The organism is Rhodovulum marinum, from assembly GCF_004343075.1.
Taxonomy (GTDB): domain Bacteria; phylum Pseudomonadota; class Alphaproteobacteria; order Rhodobacterales; family Rhodobacteraceae; genus Rhodovulum; species Rhodovulum marinum.
In genome coordinates, this window is record NZ_SLXP01000012.1 from 64,507 (window position 1) to 88,613 (window position 24,107).

Here is a 24,107-nt window from a genome sequence, read left to right on the forward strand (position 1 = left end):
CGCGACTGCCGGCGGAACCTCTCAGATCGCGCTCAGCGCTAGGGAACCAAGGGTCTTAGGATGAACGCGACGAGAGAGCACCTACTTGCATTCGTTTACAAACGGTCGTTTAGTAACGGTATATGAAATTGCAAACGGCCCCGTTTTCATGCCCCTGATAGGCTATGCCCGCGTATCGACAGAGGATCAGACCCCCCTGCCCCAGTCTGAGGCCCTGCAAACTGCGGGATGCGTCGAGATCTTCGAAGAGCACGCTTCGGGCGGCAATCGCGCGCGTCCTGTGCTCGCGCGGGTGCTCGAACGCGTCCAGAGCGGCGATACGCTGGTCGTCGTGCGGATCGACCGGCTTGCGCGGTCTCTGTCGCACTTACTGGAGGTGATCGAACGTCTGGAGGCCAAGGGAGCTTTCTTCCGCTCGCTGCAGGATCCAATCGACACCGCCTCCCCTCAAGGAAAATTCACATTGCAGGTTCTGGGCGCCGCGGCTGAGTTCGAGCGCGCGCTAATACGTGAGCGCACAAAGGCCGGGCTTGCCTCTGCGCGCGCCAAAGGGCGCGTTGGTGGCAATCCTGGGCTTCGCACCAAAGACCCCGCCGCGCTGCGCAAGGTGCGGCTGGCACGACAGGACGGCTACATGGAGCGCCTGAACGAAACCGCGCAGGATTGGGTGCCCCACGTGCGACGCCTACGGCCGGATATGGCCTGGGAAGATGTCTTGCGAATCATTAATGGCCCCCTGCCCCACGACCGGCACTGGACCCAAAGCCGCCTACTCCGTGCTGTGAAAGCCTATGTCCGCGACGGGTTTCTGCTAGATGAAGTGCTTGGCCGCGCCGGACGCCGCGAAACCGATGACCGCCTGCCAGCTATCGTGGCTGCCATCAAAGGCTCGGACCCGGAAATCACACTGCAGGCGATCTGCGACCGGCTGGAATCGATGCGTGAGCGCACCCCTCGAGGCCGCACTAGCTGGCAGCCGTCTTCGGTCAAAATGCTGCTTGAGCGTGCGGAAAAGTTGGGGCTCCTCTGAACACGACACTTGTGTTGGCCTGACGGATTGCCACTAAATCTAGAAAGTGCTTGCACGAATCTGGGTGGTCGGGCAATAGTCTCGAAAAATACCGCGCGGTCACATAAAAAACGCGCCCACGGATCGGGGCAGACATGAGCGAAGCAGAACAGGATCTAGATATCGCCATCGGGCACTACGCGGAACTTCTCGCGTCGAACCTGCATGCTCAGCGCGCTGCACACTTCCCACCGGATGCAAAGAAGGTGATGCGCACTTTGACCAGCGGCGAAGCTGCTGAACTCCTTGGTGTCGACCATACCTATCTTCGGAAGCTTCATCGAGAAGGAAAGATCGTTGACGTCGAGACGACGGCTGGAAGTCATCGTCGCTATACGCTCGACGATATCTGGGAAATCCGTCAGACGCTTGAAGGAAATGCAAAGAAGTCTGGAACTTACGTGCCTGGACGTCGCGACGGTGACGAGCTTCAAGTCGTTTCAGTGGTGAACTTCAAGGGCGGATCGGGCAAAACGACGACGTCTGCTCACCTCGCTCAGCGCTTGGCGCTCAAGGGTTACAGGGTTCTTGCGATCGATCTCGACCCCCAAGCATCTCTTTCGGCTCTTCACGGAATCCAGCCAGAACTCGACCTCATGGAGGGCGGAACCCTCTATGATGCCGTTCGCTATGACGATCCGGTTCCGATCGCCGAAGTGATCCGCAAAACCTACATCCGCGGCCTTGATCTTATCCCGGGCAACCTTGAACTCATGGAGTTCGAGCACGAGACGCCTGCTGCGATCCAGCGAGGCGGAGCGAAGGCGTTCTTCGCGAGAGTTCATGACGCACTCGATAGTGTTGAAGCGAACTACGACGTTGTTGTGATCGACTGTCCGCCGCAACTTGGTTTCTTGACGATGTCAGCACTTTCCGCGTCCTCGGGTGTGCTCGTGACGGTTCACCCCCAGATGCTTGATCTTATGTCGATGTCCCAATTCCTGCGAATGACTGCGGATCTCCTTGGAGTAATCAGGGATGCAGGCGCAAATCTGCGCTTCGATTGGCTTCGCTTCTTGCCAACGCGATACAAAGTCGGCGACGCGCCACAGACCGAAGTCATCGCCTTCATTCGCGGGCTCTTTGGGAGGTCGGTCCTGACCAATCACATGGTTGAGTCGACTGCAATTTCTGATGCCGGCTTGACCAAGCAAACGCTCTACGAAGCTGACAAGAAGGACTTCACGCGTCAGACGTTTGATCGTGCGATCGAATCTATGAACGCAGTGAACGATGAGATCGCTGAAATCATCCAGAACACATGGGGGCGGAATGGCAAGAAAGCCTAAACTTGGCCTGCCGCTGCAGACCCTTCGCAACGCTCCTGACGCTCTTGAAGGGCGCCGACTGCGTGGCGGTGTTTTTGAGATCGATCCGGCGCAGATTATTACCGAAGGACGGTTGGATGACAGGCTTCAGATTGACGTTGAGGGCCTGAAGAACTCTATTTCCAAGAACGGTCAGCGTGTGCCTGTCTTGGTCCGCCCACTGGAAGGCGATCGCTACAACCTGATCTATGGCCGCAGACGCTTGGAAGCATGTCGCGAACTCGGTATCAAAGTTCGAGCCATCGTCACAGAGGTTGAAGGTGATCAAGCGCTTCGAGATCAGCTTCTCGAGAACCAAGAGCGTCGTGATCTTAGCTTTATTGAGCGTGCGCTCGTTGCGACGGCACTTCTGGACGGTGATCATTTGGAAGGGGCTGAGCGCACCAATCGAGGTGTCGCCGAAGTCCTTAACCTCCACGAAGCTGGGGTTTCACAACTCTTGAGTGTCGTTCGGACGGTCGGCGAGGAACTCATCCAGGCAATTGGTGCGGCTCCCGGGATTGGTCGCCCGAGATGGGAAGAGCTCAAAAAGGCTTTGGGTGCCTACGACGGTGATCGAGACCAACTGCAAGCCGTAGCTCATGCAGCCAAGTCCGAAAGTTCCGGCTCGGTCGATGAGGTTTCTGAGCGTGCGTTTCTCGCAGTTCTGGCAGCTGCGAAGAGAGCAGAGAAGAAAGCAAGCCCGTCTAGAAAGGGTGTGCCTGCTTTGGCGATCCCCGGTGTTGGAGCTGCGACGGTCAAGACCGGCCGCCAAGGCAAGCAGCTCAAACTTGATCTAACTACGGATGAACCTGATTTTATCAGCTGGTTGGAGGGCAACGCCCCAAAGCTGATTACCGAGCTTCATGAGCGCTGGAAGCGTTCAGGAGACTGAGGAAGAGCAACCAACAAGAAGGAGGCACGATACAGGCAAAAAGAAAAAGGCCCCGAGAAGCTAGCTTCACGAGACCTTTGTAAGGTTTCGCACCGGGATCAGCCCGCTACAAAATCTCAGTTTTCGCACTTCTGAATGTAGCGTTCTGGCCCCTACCCCGCAAGCGCAAAGCGATTCGCGGGCCCTAGAATTTTTGTCTTCGTGGACATTTTCATGGAGTACACACCAATCTCGCCGTTTATGCGGCCGATTTCGCACGCCCATTTGCGCGTCATTGAGCGACCCGAGGCATCTGTTCCAGCCAGACCCGTTAACAAGTGGGAACTCCTGCGCGAGCTCTCCAAGGCGCAAGCGGCCTTTGGGGTCTCGGAACGTGATCTGACGGTTTTGCAGGGGCTCCTCAGCTTCTTTCCGGACGATGCGCTTGGCGGGAACGCCGAGATGGTCGTCTTCCCCTCGAACAAGGCGATCTGTGAGCGCCTGAATGGTATGCCCTGCTCCACGATGCGTCGTCACCTCGCGCGTCTTGTCGAGGCTGGCTTGCTCCAGCGGCGCGATAGCCCCAACGGGAAGCGTTACGTCCGCAAGCACGGCGAAGATCGCGTTGCCTTTGGCTTCGATCTTTCCCCGCTCTACTGTCAGTCCGAGGAGATAGCACGGGCCGCAGAGGCCGTACGTGAGGCTGAGGAGCGCGTCAGGCGCCTGAGAGAGGTCGTAAGCCTCATGCGACGCGACCTCGCGGCCCTCGCCGAGTTCGGAGACGAGATACAGCCCGGCCTAGGCTTCTGGGATCAGCTTCGCGACAAGGCTGCACTCACAGCCCGCGCGCTTCGCCGCAAGCTTTCAATTGAGGACCTCGCGGCCTATCGAGCCGACCTTGAAGCTCTCCTTGACCAGGCACGCAACATCATTGATGGCCCTGAAACAGAAGAAATGAACACCAATGATGCCCATTCTGAGCATCACCATCATAATTCAAATAAAGAATCTATAGATCTTGAACCTGCTTTAGAAAAAAGCGGGGCGGCGGCGGGTGTGCCAGATGTGGACACGGATGAGGCTGTGGCTGACGTCGATGAACAGGACACAAGACACCTGCCAAAGATCCCGCTGCACCTAGTGATCGCGGCATGTCCCTCGCTTAAAACCTTCTACCAAGGTGAGATCCGGCATTGGCATCAGCTCTTCGATGCGGCGTGCCATGTGCGGCCAGCCATGGGAATCAGTGCGTCTGCATGGGAAGAAGCACAGCGGTTCATGGGTCCGGAGCAAGCGTCGATCGTCGTTGCTGCCATGCTGGAACGCTTCGCCGACATAAGATCGCCTGGTGGATACTTGCGAGCTCTGACTGCCAAAGCTGCGGCAGGCGAGTTTTCCTGTGGCCCAATGGTCATGGCATTGATTGGTCGGCGGAACGCGGCTTAACAGCTGTTAAACTCCGATCTCGTGCGGCTGGCATGGCATAACTTAACAGCTGTTAAGTAGGCTCTCGGCACACAAACGGTGTTCGAGAGAGAAAAGTTAGGGGGTTGAGGTGTGGCGGTATTTGAGATCGTGAAAGTGGCTTTCGCCTTCGTCCCGGCGAAGCTCTGATGACGAGGGCATCCCGATCATCATGGTAAAACCTCAGCTGGTGACCATCGCTGCTAGTAGCGCAAAGGCGGCTAGCGAAGAACATACAGAGCGTTGCGCTGCAGCCAACCTAGCAGTTGCGCGCCTCCGCGGCCCCTGCCCTTTTCGATGTCTGAGATCTGATGATGAATACCCTCAACAATTGGCTCTACGCTATCCGGCGCCTGCTGACGGCGATTTGGGTCCTGGACTCGGATATTCGCTTGGCCTTCATCGGTACTAATGCCTGAGAGGTAGGTTGTGGATGTCTGTTGCATGATATCGTGGCTACGGGCCGTAGCGCACAAGGAGCAGACGATCGATGGTTGCCAAAACCGTTTGACCAAGGGCTCGATCCTCGAATTCCCGCGCGCGGGGAAGGGGGAGCCGGTAACTTCTCAGTCACTTCGATAATGGCGACATGGCCAACGAGGCAATCGGTTCCTCAAGCGCAGCAGCTGGTTGCCAGCGGTCCCGCGTTCCGCTGATTTGGTCGTAGTGGACGACGAGGACATCGCAGAACAGCGGTTGCAACTCAATCTCTTGATTTCATGACACCCGAACTCTTCAAAAGAGTGCATTGATGTTGGCTGCGGAATGATCTGATCCGTCAGATGGAGGAAAATGATTTAATAACAATAGGTTATTGCGTTTTTTGGTATTCGCGATGAGAAATCATGCCCATAACAGCCTTCATCGACATGATTTCCCTTTCCAGGGTGCCGATCCGCTACATCGACGGGAAGCCAAAGCATCAGCACGCTTTACGAAGAAGTTGGCAGTTGCGGGCCGATTGAGCGGTCTGGGCTATCTCGTGAAGAAGGAACCGCCACAGGTCTAGCCGATGGGCCCTGTGGAAGTTCTGATCCCGTCGTACCAGTACAGTTCGGTGGCGGTTGGGTGTTTCATGGGTTTGGTCCACGAAAAGTGAAAGTGTTCTTCGGGTTTTGTGACTGACGGATGAGGGCCTTTGGGGTCCCTCAGATGGGTCCGGGCCGGATTCCGGTCTGTCTTTCCTGATGAAGGGCATTCCGATGCAAACAGGTGTCTTGCGCGTGTTGCGCGCGACCGCTGCCTCCTGGTGGCGGCATAGAGAACTGCGCCGAACTGGCCAGACGGGGCTGGCGAAGCGGCTCGAAAGCGAGACCGTCATGCGTGATCTCGGCCATCTGAAGCAGGCGGCGTTATTGCCAAACGCGCATGTGATCTGCGGGGAGGGTGGGACGTTCCTTCATCTCGGCTGGACCACAGTGTCGACTTTCGCGCCGATCGAACGCTTTCCCTTGGCCGCTCTTGCGGTCGCACGAGGGACCCCGTTCATCGATATCCGACCCGTCACCGATGTCATCGCATTCGCGAACTTGCCGCGGGTGGCGCGGGACAGATCTGTCGACCCTGACCATTCAGGTGCCGGCCAGTCTGTCTCGCTGACCACCTACATCGACATGGTCGAAGCCCTCGGTGCCAGGATCGCCAACGATCCGCGGCCCTGTCGGTCAATCTGATCCCCAATCTTCTCACCACCACACGAAAGGACGCCCGCCATGGCCCGATCCCGCACGCCCAAATTCGATGCCTCCGAGGTCATCACGAACGAAATCATCCGCATCATCGAGCGCGGCGTCCTGCCGTGGCGCAAGCCCTGGACCGCAGGTGGCAGTTCTCGCCCCCTGCGCGTGGGCGGGGAACCCTACCAGGGGGTCAACAACTTCCTGCTGACCATGCGCACCGTCATGGCGGGCCATAGCTCGCCCTTCTGGATGACGCTGCCGCAGGCCAATGCGTTGGACGCGAAGGTGCGCAAGGGCGAGAAGTCCTCTGTCGTAGTCTACTACGGTCAAAGCCGGAAAGACGCCGGCGGCGAGGACGACCGCAGCGACGGCGATGATCACTCCGAGGAAGCCCGTATCTTCCGCTTCCAGAAATCCTACCGCGTGTTCAATGCCTGCCAGATCGAGGGCTTACCCGACAGCTTCTTCCCAGACCCGGAGCCGGTGCCCGAGCACCCGCCGTCCGAACCCATCCCGCACATGCAGGCGTTTTTCGACGCCATCGACATCACGACCGTCTTTACCGGCACGGAAGCCTACTACCTGCCACCCGTGGACAAGGTCTACATGCCGTCGATCACCCGGTTCCACGATCCGCGCAATTTCTACGGGGTCTGGGCGCATGAGCTGGCCCATGCCACGAAAGCCCCCCATCGACTGAACCGCGATTTCGGGTTCTCGAAGTTCGGCAACACTTCCTACGCGCGCGAGGAGATCGTCGCGGAACTGACCTCCGTGTTTCTGGGTCAGACGCTCGGCTTCACGGCCCATACGCTCGAGATGAATGCCGCCTATCTCCACAACTGGTTGCGCGTTCTTCGGTCGGACAAGGGTGCGATCTTCAAGCACGCCGCGGATGCGCAGCGCGCCTGTGATTACCTGATCGCACGGTCAGAGGCGGGCAGGGCAGGGCGCAGTGCCGAGGCTGCTTGACCATACGGAGAACGGAGACTCGCATGTCACGTAAAGAACCCAAGACGCTGCGGGTGGCCTGCTTCAACGACGGCCGCCGCAAGATCATCTCCTTCAAACGCGGTGCCTATTGGTGGAGCGCGTCTGAGGGCGCGTATCCGCTCTCGGCAGCGCTCGAGAGCATCACGGACCAGGGCGGCTGGATCGAAACCATCCCCAACCCGAATTACAGACCCAAGGGGCTGTTCGGGTAGGGCACCTTCTGCTTCGGTCCTTCCGCCAAGCGGAAAAGAAAAAGCTGGCTTTGGGAAGGGTGTTTCAACTTCTCAAAGGAGATCCCTATGTCCATGATCGTTCAACCCCAGCCAGACCGTCCAGATCCGAGTGTGATCGCGGCGCAGAACGACGCGTTCCGCAAGCTTGCCTGCCTCGGGGTACCACCCGCGCAGCCCATCCAGGGCCGGATGCACGTCACCCGTTCGCTCATGGAGGCCGGCGACGGCTTCATGGCCGAGGCGGTGAAAGCCGCGGGGGCGTTCGACACGTTCGAACCCGAGAACGACCCGGAGGGATGGCATGACTTCGGGGCGGTCGAGATCCGCGGTGAGACCGTGTTCTGGAAAATTGATCTCTATGAGGCGGATTCCGACTTCCGCTACGGGGCTGAGACCCCTGACAATCCTGCCACCACCATGCGCGTGCTGACCATTATGATGGCGCGCGACTGGTAGAAGGGCAGGGGACGCCTCCGCCTGACACCCCAAGAAATGAAGGCCCGCTGGCCCTTTAAAGGGAGAGTGGGCCTTTTGTCGTGGTGATCCCCGATGCCGGGGATTGGTCACGCGCGTGAACGCGCGGGCCCCACCTCATCCACCGAAAAGGACATCCCATGACCGCAAGCTTCAAACCCGTCTCTGTCGCCATCGGCGAACTTGTCGCCCATCCCGCCAATGTGCGCAGCAACGCGCCGGAAACCTACGACCCCGAGAACATCGCGCATCTCAAAGCCAGCATCGCGGTGCTGGGCCTGCTCCAGCCTCTCCTGGTCCAGAAGCTTGACGGCAAATACGCTGTCCTCGCCGGTGGCCGGCGCCATGCCGCGCTGAAGGAGCTGATCGCCGACAAGGCCAGCAAGGGGTTCACGGCGAAAACCAAGGTGGACTGCCGCCTTGTCCCTGAGGAGTGCGACGTCACCACGGCGCTGTCGCTCGCCGAGAACATCACCCAGGCACCGATGAATGCCATCGACGAGTTCGAGGCTTTCGCGCGGATCATGGAGGTCGATGGCCAGACGCCCGATACCATCGCCAAGACATTCGGCACCACGGTTGCCGCCGTCAAAGGCCGGTTGCGCTATGGCCTGATCCACCCCGACATCCGCGCGGCTGCCCGGGCCAAGACGATCACGCTCGATACGATGAAGGCTTTTGCTGAGCATCCGAGCCAGGAGGTGCAACGTGAAGTCTATGAGGCGCTCACCAAGGAGGACAGCTACCTGCAGGCCTACACGGTGCGGCAGGCGCTCAAGTCGCGTGGTGTGCAGGTCAGTGACGATATCGGGGCATTCGTGCGTGAGGACTATGAGGCGCGCGGCGGGGCCATTGCGGCTGACCTTCTGGAAGAGCATTCCGTGCTCGAGGATGCGGCGCTGGTCGAAACCATCCTGCTCGAGAAGCTTGGGGCCGCCGCCGAAGTGGCCCGCGCAAAACTGGGCTTTGCCTGGGCCGATGCGATGGTGCGCTATGATTATGCGACCATGGCCGACTATGGCCGCGTCTATCCCGGCCCGATCGAGCCGGATGAGGCTGCCCAGAAGCGCATCGACGAAATCACCGCGGAGCTTGAGAAATTGCAGCTCGAGATGGAGAATGAGGGGCTCGAGGACGGTGCCTACAACGCGCTTTACGACCGCGTGGATGCCTTGGAAGAGGAAGCTCGCGACCTGCAGGAGGCCTACAGCGCGGAGGATCTGGCGCGGGCCGGGGTTATCGCCTCGTGGCAGGGCGGTCAGGTGACGCTCCATGTGGGCCTCGTGCGCCCCGAGGACTTCGTGAAAGATGAGGGCGCGCGCGGCTCCTCGGCCAACCCGACGGGGGAGGAGGCCGCGGACGCCGGCGAGATCACCTACCCGGGCTCGCTGGCCGAGGATCTCAAGACCGAGCGGGCCATGGCGCTCGGGGCCGCGATGGCGCTGCATCCTGAGGCCACGCTCGATCTGACGCTGTTCAAGCTGGTCAGCGACGTTCTGGGCACTGGCATGAGCGTCAGCCAGGCGATCAAGATCGAGGCCCGCAAGGAATACCGCAGCCACGCCAAGATGGACGAGATCGACGCAACCTCGCTCGAGCAGGTGGCGGCGGCGCATGATGCGCTGGACCTCTCCTGGCTTGATGACAGCCGCCTGCCCGCCGATCAATTCGCGGCGTTTCGGGCGCTCGATGCGGGTGAGAAGGCCAAGCTCGTGGCCTATGCGACGGCCAGCACGACGCAATCCTGCTTTGCGCGGGATCGGCAGCGCGACAGCCTGATGCATGACTTCGAGATCGAGATCATGCCCGATATCCGCGCCTACTGGACGCCGAACGCGGCGCTCTTCAACCGCTTCAAGAAGGCTTGGCTCCTGAAGATCCTCGGCGAGGATCTGGGCCTCGCTCAGGAGGCGGTGACGCTGGCCTCGTCGAGCAAGAAAGAGATCGTCGCCTTCTGCGACAAGCTCTTCGCCGAGCCCTTCGCCACGCTCACGGATGCGCAGCGCGCTGCCGTGGCCGCCTGGTGCCCGCCCATGATGCAGACCGCCGGTGCCGCCTGTGATGAGGCGGCGCCCGCTCAGGAAACCCCCGTCTCTGACAGCGAGGTCGCGCAGGCGGCCTGACGCATCAAGTGACCCGCGCGTGGCGCAAGGACCGCGCGGGTCGATCCTCTCAAACCCAACGGAAAGACATCCCATGGCTATTCTCAAGTTCTCCGCCTCCGCCGTGGCGGCGCAGATCGCCCATGCGCGCGCCTGCAAGACCTTCCTGCCCAACTGGAACGGGCCCGTGGACAGGCCCGCCCTGATCCTCATCGTCGGCAATGGTGTGCATCTGCGCTCGAACGGCATCGATGGCACGACCACCCGTATCGTCACCACCGAGCAGGCCGATCCCTCCTTTGCCTTCGCCGATGGCATGAACCCATTTCGCGACACCGACTGGATGGAACAGCGCCGCATGGCGTTCCGCGATCTGACCGGCCAGTTCTACACCGACATCCTGGATGACGTGCAGGTGCTCATCGATCGGGGGCAGGGGGCGATCCGGCTCGCCACCGATGGCCACAGCATCCGCGTCTTCGTGCGCCGAGCGTCGGACTATCTCATCGGCGGGACCTACGAGGTGCCCTCGGGCCTCGGCGGCACGTTCCGGGTCATCCTCAAGGATGCCTGCGATACCTTCGCGATCGTGCAGAACTGCGGCAATTGCGAGGATTTCGACGCGATGCAGCCCTATCGCGTGCCGCTTGATGCGCTGATGGAACTCGATGACCGGAGGGCGGCATAACGCGCCCTTTCTCAAACAAGCATCGCCAATACCCTGCCGGGCCTGCGGCCCTCTCGGGACATTGGCGACAACAATTTCCCCAATGAAAGAAAGGGCTCTGAAATGGGTTGGCTGTTCTACACCGATCGCCGCGTCCAAACCTACGCGGATGAGAAAGCGGAGATCACACGGCTCTGCACTTTCGAGAGCGACATCCGAAAGACCGAGTTGATCAAGGCCTGCAAGGTTGGCTCAACCTGGTACGCGGCGGCAAGGGTCACCAATCTCGACGGCACCCCTGTCGAAGACGCGACCTATGCCACCGAAGCGGATGGCTCGATCACCTTCGGCGCAGTCTTCCTCACCGCCTACGACAATGGCTGTTGGGGTTACAAGGACATGGAGGAAAGCGCTGGCCCGAACGCGTCGCGCGCGCCCCTTGCGCTGATCGAGCTTCTCTCCGACCTGAAAGACCCGGACAGCTACGCCCAGGACTGGCGCCAGCGCTGCCGGGACTGGGCGTCGATCCCGGACTACGAGGAAGGCGACAAGATCAAGCTCGCAGCGCCTGTGACGCTCACCGATGGTAGCACCTGCCAGATTGTCACCGCGACCCACTACAGGCGCGGGCGTCAAAAGCGCCGCTGCTACCGCATCGAGGAAACCGGCGGCCTCGTGCGCCTGTCGAAAGCCTCGCTTGCCGGCTCGGAGCTGCTCAGCTCTGCAAAGGGCGAGGCCAGTCCTGTGCTGGCGGAGTATCTCGCGGGGCGGGACGCTTAGGGGCGCACTGCGAGGAGTGCGCGTACCGTCTCGATTTCTAGCACCCAGTTGCTGGTCGTTTCGTTGCGCCATCTTATGCAGCGGATGATCCGATCAAAATCATCCTGAAGGGCGCGCGGAAAAACAGGCTCATGGTGTGCGATTCTGTTGCGGAGCCTCCTCACGGCTTCAATGTCAGACCTTAATTCAGATCGGCGCTGGTTGGCAGCGACACCACGAGGCGCGTCCGGAAACACTGCGTAGAAATGATCGTCCCACAGTCTGCCTTGGTGCCTGTTTGTCAGCATCTTCTCCCAAAACACGAACTTCAGTTCGGCGACTACCTTTCCGGCAGTGGGTTGCTGTGCTGCGCAGCCTTCGAGGTCTCGTTTGGGGCTGTATGCCGGACCGCGCGGGTTCGGCAACGAACGGATGAAGCCTTGTGTCCAAGGCCATGTTCCTCCGTGGACAGCTTCGATTGCTTCCACGATCGCGTTTCGCAGCGCAACTTCCAAAACATGGAGTGGAACCATGAACGCGGCTGATACTTGAAGATTCCAGTGGTATAGGTGGAGAGCCCGCGTCCTATCATTGCCGGTTTCGCGCAGATAGGTCGCAAACCTAGGTGCGGATAAGACGTTCGGAAGGTGGTGTTCTTCATCAGCCGTGAACGGTGGATACATTGACAGTAAAGACTTTCGGTGCCATATAGAGCATGAGCTTTGAGACTGCGGGCACTATGCCTCCCCTCATTGCACAAAGAAAGCAAAAGCCCGTCGCATTGCGGCGGGTTTTTCAGTTTTCTAAACCAACTCCGACAAACCGTTTGATTGGCCGGTCGGCGATTGGATGCCTCTTGGTCTGACCTCATCACCCCGAAAAGCGAAAGTGGGCTTTTTGTCCTTTGGAACTCAGACCCTGATCCAAAGGAAAACCCCCATGACCAAGCCCAATCCGGCAAACCCGCCTTTCCCAATCTCCGACGCTGATCTCGCCTCTGCGCTAGCGCAAATCGGCGCGGAGATCGACTACCAACCCCTGCGCAGTTCAGCGCTCGCGCGCATCATGCGCGAGACGTTTCATGGCAGCGATGCCAGCGGCGCGTGGGACTGGCGCATGGCCTACGATCTGATGCAGGCGGCGGCTGTGCAGGCGCTGCTACGTGGCGACAACAGTGAGGATGATTACTCCGCCGCAAAACTCCTTGCGTCACGTCTCCTGACGGAAACGCGCCGGTCAGAGCAACAGATCCGGCTGCAGCAGTTTTCCACGCCGTTGCCTTTCGCGGCAATGGCCGTGCGGGCGGCAGCCATTCGCAAGGGCGAGACCGTTCTGGAGCCCTCGGCTGGCACCGGCGCCTTGGCCGCTTTCGCCGCCCGGGCCGGTGCCACGCTTTTGCTCAATGAAATAGACCCCTTTCGCCAGAGCCTATTGCGCGCGGTCTTTGGCGGCGATGTGACGGGCCATGACGGTGAGCATATTGACGATCTGCTGCAGACGCCGGTTCTGCCCGACGTCGTGGTGATGAATCCGCCCTTCGCTTCCTCGGTCGATCGCTCGCGAGACAAGCACATCGCCGCCAAGCATCTCATTGCGGCAGCGAAGCGTCTCGCGCCCGGTGGGCGGCTGGTGGCGATCATGCCGCCAGGATTCACGCCCGAACGCGATACCGCGCATTGGTCCCGCGCCTGCGGTCTCCTGACGCCGCGCTTGGCGCTGACGATGCCGGGGCAGGTCTACCGCAAGCTCGGGACCTCTGTCGAAACTCAGCTGATAGTCTTCGAAAAGGTGCAGGAGGACGGCGAGATGATCCGCGCCAGTGTCCGGGACTTGGATGAAGCCCTTCCTTGTATCGACGCCGTGGCCGCGACCCGGCTCGAGATACGCCCCGGCCAATGGGCTGAAGCAATCCCTCATGCTCGAGCAACCGTTCCATCATCTGCCCCGCGCAAGACCGTCGCTGCGCCTGTCGCCGCCTCCAAACCACGGGCCAATGCCGTCCGCCCGCTCTGCTTCACAAGCTTCGATGTCCCGCGCGACAACACCCCCGTCTCGGACATCTATGCGCGCTACCGCCCGCAACGAATCGAGATTGCAGGCACGCAGGAACATCCCACGCCGTTGGTCGAGAGCATCGCCATGGCCTCTGTCGCGCCACCCGTGCCTTCGGGTGGCGCCAGCGCGGAATTGCGCCTGCCCGCGCGACTAATCGAGGAGGGGCACCTCTCGGAGGCGCAGCTCGAGACCATCATCATGGCGCATGATGCCCATGGGCGCGACCTGCCGGGGCGTTTTACGATCGATGACGACCAGACCAAGCTGACGCGCTCCGATGATGACCCGGACGCCAATGCTTATCGCCTCGGCTACTTCCTCGGTGACGGTACCGGCTGCGGCAAGGGGCGCGAATGCGCCGGGCTCATTCTGGTGAACTGGCTGGCCGGGCGCAGGAAGGCGATCTGGGTCTCCAAATCCGCCACGCTGATCGAAGATGCCATCCGCGACTGGACCGATCTTGGCGGCTCGCCCGCCGACATCCAGCCGCTCTCCAAATGGAAACCGGACCAGCCCATCCCGATGGGCGATGGTATCCTTTTTGTCACCTACGCCACGCTGCGCTCGGCGGGCAAATGCGGCACCACGCGACTGAGCCAGATCCTCGCCTGGATAGGCGAAGACTTTGAAGGCGTCCTCGCTTTTGATGAGGCCCATGCGATGCAGAACGCTGCCGGGTCAGAGCAGGGCAGGGGGGTCAAACCCTCCCAGCAGGGCCTTGCGGGCCTCCGGCTGCAATTGGCCGCTCCGCGCGCCCGCGTCTTCTATATTTCGGCCACGGGCGCCACGAGCGTCCACAACCTCGCCTATGCCGCACGACTGGGGCTCTGGGGGCAGGGCCCCGAATATCCCTTCCCGAGCCGCGAAGGTTTCGTCTCGGCGATGGAGGCAGGCGGTGTCGCCGCCATGGAGGTGGTCGCGCGCGATCTCAAGACGCTCGGGCTCTACACGGCCCGCGCCCTCAGCTTCGATGGGGTGGAGTATGACGTGCTCGAACACGCGCTCACCCCGGCCCAGATCGAGATCTACGATGCTTATGCGACCGCGTTTCGGACGATCCACCACAATCTCGAGGCCGCGCTGACCGCGACCGGTGTCAACGATGCCTCGGGGGAGACCAATGCCTCGGCCGCACGCGCCTCGGCCAAGTCCCGCTTTGAGAGCACGAAGCAGCGCTTCTTCAACCATCTCCTGATGGGCATGAAAGCCCCGACCATCATCCGTGCCATCGAAGACGACCTGGCAGTGGGCAACGCTTGCGTCATCCAGGTGGTTTCGACAGGCGAAAGCCTTCTGAAACGCCGGCTTGAGACGATGGACCCGGCGGACGAGCTGGTCGAGGGCGCGCTAACGCCGCGCGACTACGTCCTAGGATACCTCGAACAGGCTTTCCCGATCCACGCGCAAAAGCTGGTCGAGATCGACGGCACTATGGTGGCCGAGCCGCTCAGGGACGAGACCGGCGCGCTCGTTGTCTCGCGCGAGGCGCTCGCCCTACGAGATGCGGCCATGATGGAGTTGATGACGCTGGCTCCGATCCCTTCGGCGCTCGATCAGATCCTCTGGGCTTTTGGCGACGAGGCCGTCGCTGAAGTCACGGGTCGGTCCATCCGGCCCCTCAAGGCCGCCGACGGCCATCTCTTCATCGAGAAGCGCAGCCTCAGCAGTAATTCCTCCGAGACCCAAGCCTTCATGGATGGTGAGAAGAATATCCTGATTTTCTCGGACGCGGGTGGGACGGGCCGGTCCTATCATGCGGCGCAAACGGCGAAGAACCAGAAGCGGCGGCGGCACTATCTTCTGGAGCCCGGCTGGCGCGCCGATGCGGCCATCCAGGGGCTGGGTCGCACACATCGCTCGGCCCAGGTCAGCGCACCCTTCTTCCGGGTCTGCACCTCCGATGTGCATGGCGAGAAGCGCTTCACCTCGACGATTGCCAAACGCCTCGACCAGCTGGGGGCCTTGACCAAGGGCCAGCGCGAAACCGGCTCGCAAGGCATGTTCCGCGAGGAGGACAATCTCGAAAGCCTGATCGCGCGGGCGGCATTGCGCGGGTATTTCGCCGATCTTGCCGTCGGGCGGGCCGAGGCGATGAGCTACGAGAGCTTCACCGACTGGACGGCCCTGCGGCTGATCGACAAGGACGGGGTGCTGCTCGAAGAGCTTCCGCCGATCCAGCGGTTTCTGAACCGGGTGCTGGCCCTTCCCATCCACATGCAGAACGCGCTCTTTGTCGAGTTCATGCGCCGGATCGCCGATCAGACCGAGCGGGCGCGGGCCGCAGGCACGCTCGATCTCGGCGTCGAAACCCTGCGAGGCGAAAGGATCGAACAGGTCTCCACCGAAGATCTCTGGACCTGCCCGAAATCCGGCGCCGTGACGCGGATCATCGGGCTCGAGGTCACCGACCCGGTCCGTGTGCTGTCAGCGGATGACGCCCTGTCGCGCAATCCCGACAAGCTCCCCATGGTCAATCGCGCCTCCGGCCGCGCGGCGCTCATCTCGGCGCGGCCCATGCAGATGTATGACGAGGACGTCGTCACGCTGATGCGCAAGGCGGTGCGGCCAAACGGGTCGAGCTACCTGGAGGAGGCGCGGTTCGGGTCTTCTGCCTGGGAAGAGATCAGCAAGCCTGAGTTTGCGCGGCTTTGGGATGCCGAGGCTGCGTCCCTGCCAAAAACCACCACGACCAAGCTCTATCTGCTGACCGGGCTTCTGCTACCGATCTGGAAGGACATCCCGACCACCAATGAGCGCATCTATCGGGTCACGCCGGATGGGGCGACCGCCATGATCGGGCGCACGCTGAGCGAAGAAGGGGCGGCCGCGCTGCGCTCCCGCTTCCTCGTCTCCAACCCGCAAACACCGCAGGAGATGATGACCGTCGCTCTTGGCACTACAGCGCCTGTCGATATTGGCCGGGGTCTGACCCTGACCCGTCGCCGTGTCGCAGGCGAGATGCGCCTCGAGCTGGGCGGTGCGGATCGGGGTATGATCGAAAGCCTCAAAGCGCTTGGCTGTTTCACCGAGATCATCGCCTTCCAGTTGCGGGTGTTCCTCCCGCATGGGGACGGTGTCGACACGGTCAGCATTCTGGCACGGATCGTGGGGCAGGGAACCCCCAGAGCGGCGGACCAAGCCGCCTGAAAAGTCAAAGAGGGCTTTGGGTCGGGCGTCGCGGATCGGGATTTGACCGGTCTGCGCGTTCCTGGTGCGCGGGCAGGCCAATGGCACGCCTGCGCGCGCCCCAAATTCAGACAAGAGGACAGACCCATGACCAATCCCCAGATCGACTATGCCGCAATGGCGGCTCAGTGGCGCGCCGAGCGCGAAACCACCCTGAAAGCAACCCGAGCGGAACTGATCGCGCAATTGCGCGCGCTTGGCATCAACGAGGTCACCGCCGAATACGAAGGCTATGGCGACTCTGGCAATGTCGAGGACGTGAATGTGCAGCCTGCGGAGGTCAAACTGCCGGAAGCGCTTGTCACCGCCGTGGGCGATTTCGCCTGGTCACTCGCCTATCACTATCATCCGGGGTTCGAGAACAACGAGGGCGGCTATGGCACGCTGACCTGGGACATTGCAGCAGACAGCATCACCCTCGATCACGCCGACCGCTATGTCGAATGCTCGCACAGCTATGACGAGGGGCTTTGAGATGGCCCATCCGCTTCATCATGCCGAAAGCTCTGCCCGGAAGTTCGGCGGGGTGCCGTCTGACTATCAGGCCGTCCACGATTGGTTTGACGCCTCGAAAGAACACCTCGCGCTCTTCACGCACCGGGCCTTGCGCCACCATACCCAAGGTCTGTTCGATGCTGAACGTGTCTTCGGTCTGACCCTGACCAATAGCGCAGGTCGGGACATCCCCGTGCGCTGGATCGGCGAGCAGCATGTTCGAGAAGACTGTCAGGGCCGTATCCCGAGTATGGCTGACTGGCTGCGACGAATCCAGCCCGAGCCATGGATGGCCAATGGCCATATCGAGCAGCACGTCAGCGGGGAGCCCTGCGGCGATCCAAGGGTTGCCTGGGCCTCCGAGGTCGCCGCCGGACGAACGGTTCTTGGCCTGAAAGATTGGATGGCGGCGCGCGCGACGCAAGCCACGTAAAGCGCCTGACAGCTCTCGGTCGTTTGCCAAACGAATGCTGCATAGAAGCCCGGTCGGAAGATCGGGCTTCTTGCGGCGTTTACCCACCATTCTTCTTAAGGAGCTTCGCATGACACTCGATGACATCAAGGCGGCCGTCGATGCCGGCCAAACCGTGCACTGGCCCAATACTGGCTACGTTGTCTACAAGGACCGGCTCGGTCAGTACCTCATCACCTATGTGCCGAATGGTAGCTGCATCGGTCTGACCGACCGGGGCGGGCACGGGTTGAACGGGGAAGAGGCGGAGTTCTTCATCGCGCGATCGAAGGACAGCGCGGAAAATCCGGGCAGTCCAACAAGATCAGAAGGGCAGGGGAGGGGCGTTGTACCCGGAGGCGCGGGGGCATTCCCACTCGGACGGCAGCTCTGACCCGTGCGCGGGGCTGAAAGGAAAGCAGGCTTTCTGATTTGTGATCCCTCAAGGGGTCGAGAAAGCAATCCCGGATGCGCTGGCAAGAACGTCAGGCACCGGCCAATCCAAGAAGGAACTATCCCATGTTCGCAGGAACCCTCACCCGCAATGTCGAGACCGCCGCCGCTGAATACACCGGCATGATCCACTCGACGCGCTTTGACATCGCCATCCAGCTCGAGGCACGGGCCAAGATGTCCGAACGCAGCCCGGATTACGACGTGACGGCGATCAACAAGTCGGGCCGCAAGGTCCGCATCGGCACGGCCTGGAACGAAACCGGCACGACCAGCGGCAACCCCTACATCTCCATGCAGATCGATGTCGGCCTTGGTCCCTTCCGGGTCAACGCGGTGCAGACGAAAGAGGCGCGCGCGGCCAAGAGCGGCGAATTCGAGATCATCCCTCTGGTCTCGAACGGCCTGATGAAATCCGGCTCGATCTCGGGCGAGCTCACCGCCATGGACGCCGACAACGCCTTCACCGGCTACATCGCCAACATGATGTTCGATCTGGAGTTCATGCTGATCGAGAACAGCTACAAGACCGAGGAGACCCACCCCGATTACCGCATCGAAGTCAGCTCGCCCCGGGGCACGCCGATCCGCGTCGGCTCGGCCTGGATGGCCAAGAGCAGCCGCACGGGCAATGACTACCTGTCGCTGCTGATCAACACGCCTGATGGCGACCTGCGTGTCAACGCCGTCCAGAACGAAGAACAGCGCGGTGGCCAGACTTTCTCGATCATTCCGTTCATCGACAGCGGTGATCAAGCGCAAGACGCGGGCGCGGGGCTGTCGCTGGTTGCCTGATCAGCGCGCGAGGTGAGACGATCTGAACCGAAAGGGGAGCCGTGGGATCACGGTTCCCCTTTTTCTGTGCTGATAGGGTGTAGATACGCACTTGAGTTTGTTGAGTGCCGAACCGCCCTACTGTGGTTCTCAGGATTATGCGCCGCCGTTGCCTCACGTCTAAAACAACCATCCGCCACAGTCACTCGGTTCCAACTCGGTTCACATCATACAATGAGATTAACAGCGGATTTTAGCGTTGTCGTTGAAGGCTGCGCCTCAACGCACGGTTGCTCTCGTTTGGGTCATCCTCTCCAGGGTGCTTCCCTCCGCCCTTCCATTCGTCCGATGCAAGCCATTCCTCGAAATAGATCAGCCAGAGGTGGGTCCAGGGGATAATGGTGAGGTCCAGACGCTTGCTGGCGTCCCATTGTCCGGTTCCGGGCAGATAGAGACAGAGCCGATCAGGGTCATGGTAGATATGTGGCAGGTCGCGTTCACCGGCGAGCAACCTCAAGTCAGGATCTACAACCCGAACGTCCGGCGTTCCGTCCCTCTCCAGGACAAGGGTGACCTGATACGTCCGAGAAAGCGGCGTAGGTTGTGCGTGAAAATGCCATTCCAACCGGCGCGGACCGAGCACCCCCTCGCCGGCTACTGTCTTGGACTTCTGCAGGAACAGGTACTGCTGGGGCAGTGTCAGCCGGTTTCTTGTGGTCGATCCCGCCATCGCGCTTAGTCCCCGAAAAACTCGTTCTTGGGAACGGGCGTCGACGCGGCCGATTTTTGGGTGGTCAGGCCAACACCCGCACCAAGCACGAGTGCCCCCGTCTTTCGCCCCTCGTTCAGCGCATCCATCCGCCGGTTCATGGTCCGGGCAACAAGTTTGTCACCCAGGCTGTCCTTCATGGAGCCTACAATCGCGTCGAGGCCAACGAGGTCACGCAGGGATTCGAAATCCGCAAGCGCCTTGCTGTGCCACTTGTAGAAGGCTTCGACCCGCGCGGGTTCTTCATTCCAACGCTCGGCAAAATTTTCACCTTCGGTGGTCTCGTTCCAGACCGCGTAGATCTGACGGCCATTTACTAGGGGCCGCTCGATGAAGACCGGCATCAGGCGGATCGTGTCGATCAACACCTGGAGTTCGTCTGCGAAAACGTGGCGCCTGACGCACATCTCATAGGATCGCATGGCCAAGGTCGTGATGATGATCGAGATCGGTGCGATCTCCTCCTGAACATGCAGGAATTCCAGATCCCGGTGACGCTTTAGGAGTTGCACGGTCCGCCGCAGAATGCCCTTGACGGACTGACGTACCGGGAAAGGCTCGGTCGTCGCCGCATCGCGCTGCGCCGCGATGATCGACTGCGTCATCTGCGGGACTAGGGCCGCCCTTTCGTCGAAAAGGGTCCGATAGGCCCGAGGATTCGTCGCGTGCCAATCCCGAAGCTTGCGATCGGGTACCAGCTCACCGCCGTTCATGCAGTTCGGGTTGGCAATGGTCGGGGAGATGTCGAGGTGAAAATCGCCGGCGTAGTTCAGGCGCCAGCAGCGCTTCTTTTCTTCCAGGATAGAGGCATAGTAGGCGTGCTCGCGCAGGCGCTTGCCGATCGCGGCCTTCAGGCGTGCCGGTGCGATTTCCGGGCCGAGGCCGAGGATGAAGCTGATCAGGTCGACATCGAACTCGTCGCGCCCGATCGGTTTGATCGAGGTGCCGAGTGCGCCGGAGCCGTGCAGGTAGACATGGAGGGAAGCAAGCATCGGGTCGCTCGATCCGGCCAACCAGTCTGCGACGGCTTCGTAACTGGTACGCGCCTTCTCGAACTGGGTCTGGGTCCATTCCAGCTCCTGGCAGATTTCTTCAAGGATCGTGAAGACCTGCGCCCGCCGCTGAATGGCGGTATCGGTGAGGGGGTGCGAGAAGATCTGGTTCATGCGGCGTTCCGTTCGAGTTGATGCACGGGCACGAACGGCTCGGCAGGTTGCTGGAAGAAGATGGGGGTCAGTGTGGGGCTCGCATGCCGGGCACTCGAGGCGCCAAGCCCCTTGAGCCTCTGGATCTTGGTGGTGTCGTCGAGGGAAAAGAAACCCTCCGGCACGCTCGGCGAATACCGGTGAACAGCCGTCCGGTCGTGCGGATCGCCTGTCAGATGACGGGCAATGCCGAGCGCTCCACGGGATTGCCCGTCCATGAGAAGACTGAGGGCCTTCAACCCGAGACCGGCCTTGCCAGGGGATTCAGGCAGCATGTAGACCTCGTCGACACAGCCGAGGCTCAGGATGTGCAATTCCTGCGGAGACCAGCCGAGCATCGAGATCGCTTCGACGGTCGCGACGCCCACCGGATTGTTGCACCAGGTGCCACCATCGAGAAGCCCGACATCATCCACCGTCTTGTGACGCGCGAAATAGGTTGGAGCGGCCGACGTCGCCATCGCGGCGTCGAGGGCCGGCTTCCGGTAATCCTTAGTGAGCCGCGGATGATGCGACGTCTTGTAGATGTAGACGCTGCGCTGGTCGGCATCCCAGGCCGGGATCAGCAACCGGGTCTCAGCTTCGCCGATGAGCTTGTCGCCAAGGACGGCATGGAGTTCGTCCCGAAGCGTCGATGCATCGTGCTTCGGCTTGACCAGGTGACGCAAGGCGGCACGCGCGTCCCGAGCCTTTCGCCCGAACCAGCTGTTGTCCCCCGCTTGCCCGAAAATCGTCGGCCCGCGATTTTCGTAGAGTTCGAGGAGGGTTTTGGCCGGGATGCCGAGGGCAAGGCCGATCGCGAGAATACCCCCGGTTGACGTTCCCGCAATCAGGTCGAAGTAGCGGCCAATCGGCTCATCAAGATCTTCTTCCAAACCCGCCAGGAAAGCCGCGGGTTGGGTGCCTTTGATGCCGCCACCATCGATGCTTAGGATGCGTCTCATGATGCACCTAGCTTTTCTAAGACTGGATCAACCAGCCCATTATCAGGCAGTCCTACGATGCTCTGAAACCTTGGTGTCAGCTCGCCCGTAAACGGTATGTTCATGGCTGCTTCCTCGCTTCGTTGCCTGTCTAACGCCTCTTGGGGCGATTGGGCGGTTTACAAATTTGCCTTCCTTTTGGCCTCGTGTTACAAAATAGGGACAAAAAGCCGCGCTTTCAAGCGTTGCAGTTTACAAAATATCAATCATATGGGTGAAATGTAAACCACCCACTGGGAGGACGTTATGATTGGCAATAGACTCAAAGGAGCCCGGGCGGCATCTGGCCTTTCGCTCCGTGCGCTTTCCGATGCCATGGAGAACAAGGTGTCCGCTCAAGCCATAGGCAAGTACGAGCGCAATGAAGACATGCCCGGATCGGGCGTGCTGCTGAGTCTTGCCCGAGCACTCGAGGTCTCTGTTGATTTCCTGCTGAGCGATGACGAGCTTGAGTTGGAGGGCGTTGAGTTTCGCAAGTCAGCCAGTTCGTCAGCCAAGGAGATCGCGACGATCGAAGCCAAGACGCTCAATATGGTTGAAAAGTACCTGGCTGTCGAAAGCTTGCTGAATCTTTCGAGTCAGGAATGGGATGCCCCGCATGAAGCGCCCTACTGGGTGACCGATGTTCGTGATGCCGAGGACGCGGCTCGCAACATGCGTGCATCTTGGCAGCTTGGTCATGACCCGATTCCAATGCTTGCCGAACTCCTCGAGGAGCACGGGATAAAGGTGTTGTCTCTGGACGTTGATCGGATTGATGGCCTTGCGGCCAAAGTCCGTCGAAAAGAGCATCACTCCGCACGTGTTATCATGATCAAGAAGAAGACCTGGTCTGAGCGGAAGCGCTTCAGTTTGGCTCACGAACTGGGCCACATGGTTCTTAGGGTCGCCGAAGGGTGCGATTCAGAACGCGCCGCAAATCGATTTGCTGGCGCATTCCTCGTTCCGGCAGAAGTGCTTCGGCAGGAGATTGGTGCCCGCAGAACTGACATAAGCATTGGTGAGCTCATTAGTCTGAAGGATCGTTTTGGCGTTAGCATTCAGGCGCTGACGTATCGATGCAAGGATTTGGAGATCATCAACCAGGCAACATTTGCGCGCCTCTTTAAGGTCTATAAGCAACGAGGTTGGCGGGATGAGCCGTTCGAGGAGCCGAATTCCATTCCTTGGGAACGAGAAGAACCGGACCGTTTTCAAAGGTTGTGTTTTCGTGCCCTCTCCGAGGGGTTGATTGGGTTGTCTCGCGCAGCTGAGCTTCTCGAAATACGAGTAAAAGAACTGGAAGAACGTTTGGACCACATGGCATAGTCGCTGTGTGCAAGTTCTTGTTTCTGATACTTCTGTCCTGATCGACATCGAGAGAGCCTCGCTGACCGCGAGGCTCTTTGACCTCCCCTATGATTTCGTTGTTCCAGATATTCTTTATGAAGCGGAACTCCTTGAGTGGATGGGCCCTGATCTGATCGATCTGGGACTGAGAGTGGAGGAGCTTACGCCAGAAGAAACCACACGCGCGACTGAGCTGAAGCGGGCGAAAGCTATGCTATCGACGCCAGATGTCTTTGCATTTTGCCTCGCGGCTGAGAGGGGCTGGGTTCTCCTTACCGGCGATGGAGCGCTCAGGGTTGAGGCAGAGCGCCAAGAAATCGCGATGCACGGCGTCCTGTGGGTCTTCGATGAGATGGAACGTCACGAGGTTTGTTCGACCGTCCTCCTCAAGTCGGGCCTCGAGGCGGTTCGTGATCACCCGAGATGCAGACTTCCCATTAGGGAAATCAATAGGCGCCTTGCGAGATACTAGCTTGTTTATTCGGCTTGCTGGAAGGAAATTGTTGCGAAGCTCTTCTTCGCTTTAGCCTTGCGGCCTCCCCAGCTCGGCTTCGCGTGTCGCAGTGGAGAACGGCCCTTCGGTCCGTCGCGCATTCGGCCATGCGGCCTCACCGCGGCGTTGCACCCAGGCCCCCGGTTTGCCCGCCTCGCGAGCACGCCCCTCCTCGGCCGCTCCGCCGGATTGCGCTTTGGTCTGTTTTGCGGGGCAAAACGATCCCGCCGCTTCATCCGTCTCCCGCGTCCGGTCGCGCCGTTTGCCTGCTCGGGTCGGGCAAACCTACCGTC

At 60.5% G+C, this 24,107-nt stretch carries 21 protein-coding genes; 18 read left to right on the plus strand and 3 right to left on the minus strand.

Going from position 1 to position 24,107, the window contains the following annotated elements; genetic code table 11:
• Window positions 1–148 precede the first annotated feature (148 nt).
• The 16 genes from EV662_RS15790 (at window position 149) to EV662_RS15870 (ending at window position 19,056) form a co-directional block, all read left to right on the plus strand.
• Entirely contained in the window at window positions 149–1,030 is an 882-nt protein-coding gene (locus EV662_RS15790) for a recombinase family protein (protein ID WP_009807472.1), read from the plus strand.
• 134 nt (window positions 1,031–1,164) lie between these two features.
• The gene (repA, locus tag EV662_RS15795; RefSeq protein ID WP_040884156.1) at window positions 1,165–2,358 is read left to right on the plus strand and encodes a plasmid partitioning protein RepA; all 1,194 of its coding nucleotides are present in this window, start codon (window positions 1,165–1,167) and stop codon (window positions 2,356–2,358) included.
• The gene (gene repB, locus EV662_RS15800; protein ID WP_105236534.1) at window positions 2,342–3,271 is read left to right on the plus strand and encodes a plasmid partitioning protein RepB; all 930 of its coding nucleotides are present in this window, start codon (window positions 2,342–2,344) and stop codon (window positions 3,269–3,271) included. Before repA ends, repB begins: the two co-directional genes overlap by 17 nt.
• 213 nt (window positions 3,272–3,484) lie before the next feature.
• Entirely contained in the window at window positions 3,485–4,696 is a 1,212-nt protein-coding gene (repC, locus tag EV662_RS15805) for a plasmid replication protein RepC (RefSeq protein ID WP_132464621.1), read from the plus strand.
• A 1,205-nt stretch (window positions 4,697–5,901) separates the two neighbouring features.
• Window positions 5,902–6,387, plus strand: a complete 486-nt coding sequence (locus EV662_RS15810; RefSeq protein WP_040610017.1) for a hypothetical protein — start codon at window positions 5,902–5,904, stop codon at window positions 6,385–6,387.
• A 39-nt stretch (window positions 6,388–6,426) separates the two neighbouring features.
• Complete coding sequence (locus tag EV662_RS15815; protein WP_132464624.1) at window positions 6,427–7,365, plus strand: ArdC family protein; 939 nt, start codon at window positions 6,427–6,429, stop codon at window positions 7,363–7,365.
• Between the two features lie 23 nt (window positions 7,366–7,388).
• Window positions 7,389–7,598 (plus strand): DUF6330 family protein, encoded by a 210-nt coding sequence (locus EV662_RS15820; RefSeq protein ID WP_012187359.1) that lies wholly within the window; start codon window positions 7,389–7,391, stop codon window positions 7,596–7,598.
• An 87-nt stretch (window positions 7,599–7,685) separates the two neighbouring features.
• On the plus strand, window positions 7,686–8,075 hold the full coding sequence (locus tag EV662_RS15825) for a DUF3768 domain-containing protein (RefSeq protein ID WP_132464626.1): 390 nt from the start codon (window positions 7,686–7,688) through the stop codon (window positions 8,073–8,075).
• 158 nt (window positions 8,076–8,233) lie between these two features.
• On the plus strand, window positions 8,234–10,216 hold the full coding sequence (locus EV662_RS15830) for a ParB/RepB/Spo0J family partition protein (RefSeq protein ID WP_132464628.1): 1,983 nt from the start codon (window positions 8,234–8,236) through the stop codon (window positions 10,214–10,216).
• A 73-nt stretch (window positions 10,217–10,289) separates the two neighbouring features.
• On the plus strand, window positions 10,290–10,883 hold the full coding sequence (locus EV662_RS15835) for a regulator (RefSeq protein ID WP_132464630.1): 594 nt from the start codon (window positions 10,290–10,292) through the stop codon (window positions 10,881–10,883).
• A gap of 102 nt (window positions 10,884–10,985) precedes the next feature.
• On the plus strand, window positions 10,986–11,642 hold the full coding sequence (locus tag EV662_RS15840; protein ID WP_132464633.1) for a DUF6927 domain-containing protein: 657 nt from the start codon (window positions 10,986–10,988) through the stop codon (window positions 11,640–11,642).
• Window positions 11,643–12,560: 918 nt separating this feature from the next.
• On the plus strand, window positions 12,561–16,823 hold the full coding sequence (locus EV662_RS15850; protein ID WP_132464636.1) for a strawberry notch family protein: 4,263 nt from the start codon (window positions 12,561–12,563) through the stop codon (window positions 16,821–16,823).
• A gap of 126 nt (window positions 16,824–16,949) precedes the next feature.
• Window positions 16,950–17,336 (plus strand): DUF6878 family protein, encoded by a 387-nt coding sequence (locus EV662_RS15855; RefSeq protein WP_132464639.1) that lies wholly within the window; start codon window positions 16,950–16,952, stop codon window positions 17,334–17,336.
• A gap of 1 nt (window position 17,337) precedes the next feature.
• Window positions 17,338–17,790, plus strand: coding sequence for a DUF6915 family protein (locus EV662_RS15860; RefSeq protein ID WP_085818492.1), 453 nt, complete (start codon window positions 17,338–17,340; stop codon window positions 17,788–17,790).
• Between the two features lie 109 nt (window positions 17,791–17,899).
• Window positions 17,900–18,202, plus strand: a complete 303-nt coding sequence (locus EV662_RS15865; RefSeq protein ID WP_132464641.1) for a hypothetical protein — start codon at window positions 17,900–17,902, stop codon at window positions 18,200–18,202.
• A gap of 125 nt (window positions 18,203–18,327) precedes the next feature.
• Window positions 18,328–19,056 carry a DUF736 family protein gene (locus EV662_RS15870; RefSeq protein ID WP_132464644.1) on the plus strand — a complete coding sequence of 243 codons (729 nt, stop codon included), beginning with the start codon at window positions 18,328–18,330 and terminating at the stop codon, window positions 19,054–19,056.
• 232 nt (window positions 19,057–19,288) lie between these two features.
• Here the strand turns inward: EV662_RS15870 and EV662_RS15875 are convergent, their stop codons facing one another.
• From EV662_RS15875 to EV662_RS15885, 3 genes are read right to left on the minus strand one after another with little or no spacing between them, the layout of a single operon-like run.
• Entirely contained in the window at window positions 19,289–19,765 is a 477-nt protein-coding gene (locus EV662_RS15875) for a type II CBASS E2 protein (RefSeq protein ID WP_085818123.1), read from the minus strand.
• A 5-nt stretch (window positions 19,766–19,770) separates the two neighbouring features.
• Window positions 19,771–20,970 carry a nucleotidyltransferase domain-containing protein gene (locus EV662_RS15880; RefSeq protein WP_132464647.1) on the minus strand — a complete coding sequence of 400 codons (1,200 nt, stop codon included), beginning with the start codon at window positions 20,968–20,970 and terminating at the stop codon, window positions 19,771–19,773.
• A complete protein-coding gene (locus EV662_RS15885) occupies window positions 20,967–21,953 on the minus strand; it encodes a CBASS cGAMP-activated phospholipase (protein ID WP_085818121.1) in 987 nt (328 codons plus the stop codon). Before EV662_RS15885 ends, EV662_RS15880 begins: the two co-directional genes overlap by 4 nt.
• A gap of 285 nt (window positions 21,954–22,238) precedes the next feature.
• On the opposite strand from EV662_RS15885, the gene EV662_RS15890 reads away from it, so the two are divergent.
• Together EV662_RS15890 and EV662_RS15895 are read left to right on the plus strand one after the other, a co-directional pair.
• On the plus strand, window positions 22,239–23,300 hold the full coding sequence (locus tag EV662_RS15890) for a helix-turn-helix domain-containing protein (protein WP_085818120.1): 1,062 nt from the start codon (window positions 22,239–22,241) through the stop codon (window positions 23,298–23,300).
• Between the two features lie 7 nt (window positions 23,301–23,307).
• Complete coding sequence (locus tag EV662_RS15895) at window positions 23,308–23,793, plus strand: PIN domain-containing protein (RefSeq protein WP_085818119.1); 486 nt, start codon at window positions 23,308–23,310, stop codon at window positions 23,791–23,793.
• Window positions 23,794–24,107: the final 314 nt, after the last annotated feature.

Bases quoted from the DNA above. Each gene is read 5' to 3' on its own strand.
- EV662_RS15810 (WP_040610017.1), top strand. From the start codon at position 5,902: ATGAAGGGCATTCCGATGCAAACAGGTGTCTTGCGCGTGTTGCGCGCG.
- EV662_RS15835 (WP_132464630.1), top strand. From the start codon at position 10,290: ATGGCTATTCTCAAGTTCTCCGCCTCCGCCGTGGCGGCGCAGATCGCC.
- EV662_RS15790 (WP_009807472.1), top strand. From the start codon at position 149: ATGCCCCTGATAGGCTATGCCCGCGTATCGACAGAGGATCAGACCCCC.
- EV662_RS15825 (WP_132464626.1), top strand. From the start codon at position 7,686: ATGTCCATGATCGTTCAACCCCAGCCAGACCGTCCAGATCCGAGTGTG.
- EV662_RS15875 (WP_085818123.1), bottom strand. From the start codon at position 19,765: ATGGCGGGATCGACCACAAGAAACCGGCTGACACTGCCCCAGCAGTAC.
- EV662_RS15850 (WP_132464636.1), top strand. From the start codon at position 12,561: ATGACCAAGCCCAATCCGGCAAACCCGCCTTTCCCAATCTCCGACGCT.
- repA (WP_040884156.1), top strand. From the start codon at position 1,165: ATGAGCGAAGCAGAACAGGATCTAGATATCGCCATCGGGCACTACGCG.
- EV662_RS15860 (WP_085818492.1), top strand. From the start codon at position 17,338: ATGGCCCATCCGCTTCATCATGCCGAAAGCTCTGCCCGGAAGTTCGGC.
- EV662_RS15840 (WP_132464633.1), top strand. From the start codon at position 10,986: ATGGGTTGGCTGTTCTACACCGATCGCCGCGTCCAAACCTACGCGGAT.
- repC (WP_132464621.1), top strand. From the start codon at position 3,485: ATGGAGTACACACCAATCTCGCCGTTTATGCGGCCGATTTCGCACGCC.
- EV662_RS15820 (WP_012187359.1), top strand. From the start codon at position 7,389: ATGTCACGTAAAGAACCCAAGACGCTGCGGGTGGCCTGCTTCAACGAC.
- EV662_RS15865 (WP_132464641.1), top strand. From the start codon at position 17,900: ATGACACTCGATGACATCAAGGCGGCCGTCGATGCCGGCCAAACCGTG.
- EV662_RS15855 (WP_132464639.1), top strand. From the start codon at position 16,950: ATGACCAATCCCCAGATCGACTATGCCGCAATGGCGGCTCAGTGGCGC.
- EV662_RS15880 (WP_132464647.1), bottom strand. From the start codon at position 20,970: ATGAACCAGATCTTCTCGCACCCCCTCACCGATACCGCCATTCAGCGG.
- EV662_RS15870 (WP_132464644.1), top strand. From the start codon at position 18,328: ATGTTCGCAGGAACCCTCACCCGCAATGTCGAGACCGCCGCCGCTGAA.
- EV662_RS15815 (WP_132464624.1), top strand. From the start codon at position 6,427: ATGGCCCGATCCCGCACGCCCAAATTCGATGCCTCCGAGGTCATCACG.
- EV662_RS15830 (WP_132464628.1), top strand. From the start codon at position 8,234: ATGACCGCAAGCTTCAAACCCGTCTCTGTCGCCATCGGCGAACTTGTC.
- repB (WP_105236534.1), top strand. From the start codon at position 2,342: ATGGCAAGAAAGCCTAAACTTGGCCTGCCGCTGCAGACCCTTCGCAAC.
- EV662_RS15885 (WP_085818121.1), bottom strand. From the start codon at position 21,953: ATGAGACGCATCCTAAGCATCGATGGTGGCGGCATCAAAGGCACCCAA.
- EV662_RS15890 (WP_085818120.1), top strand. From the start codon at position 22,239: ATGATTGGCAATAGACTCAAAGGAGCCCGGGCGGCATCTGGCCTTTCG.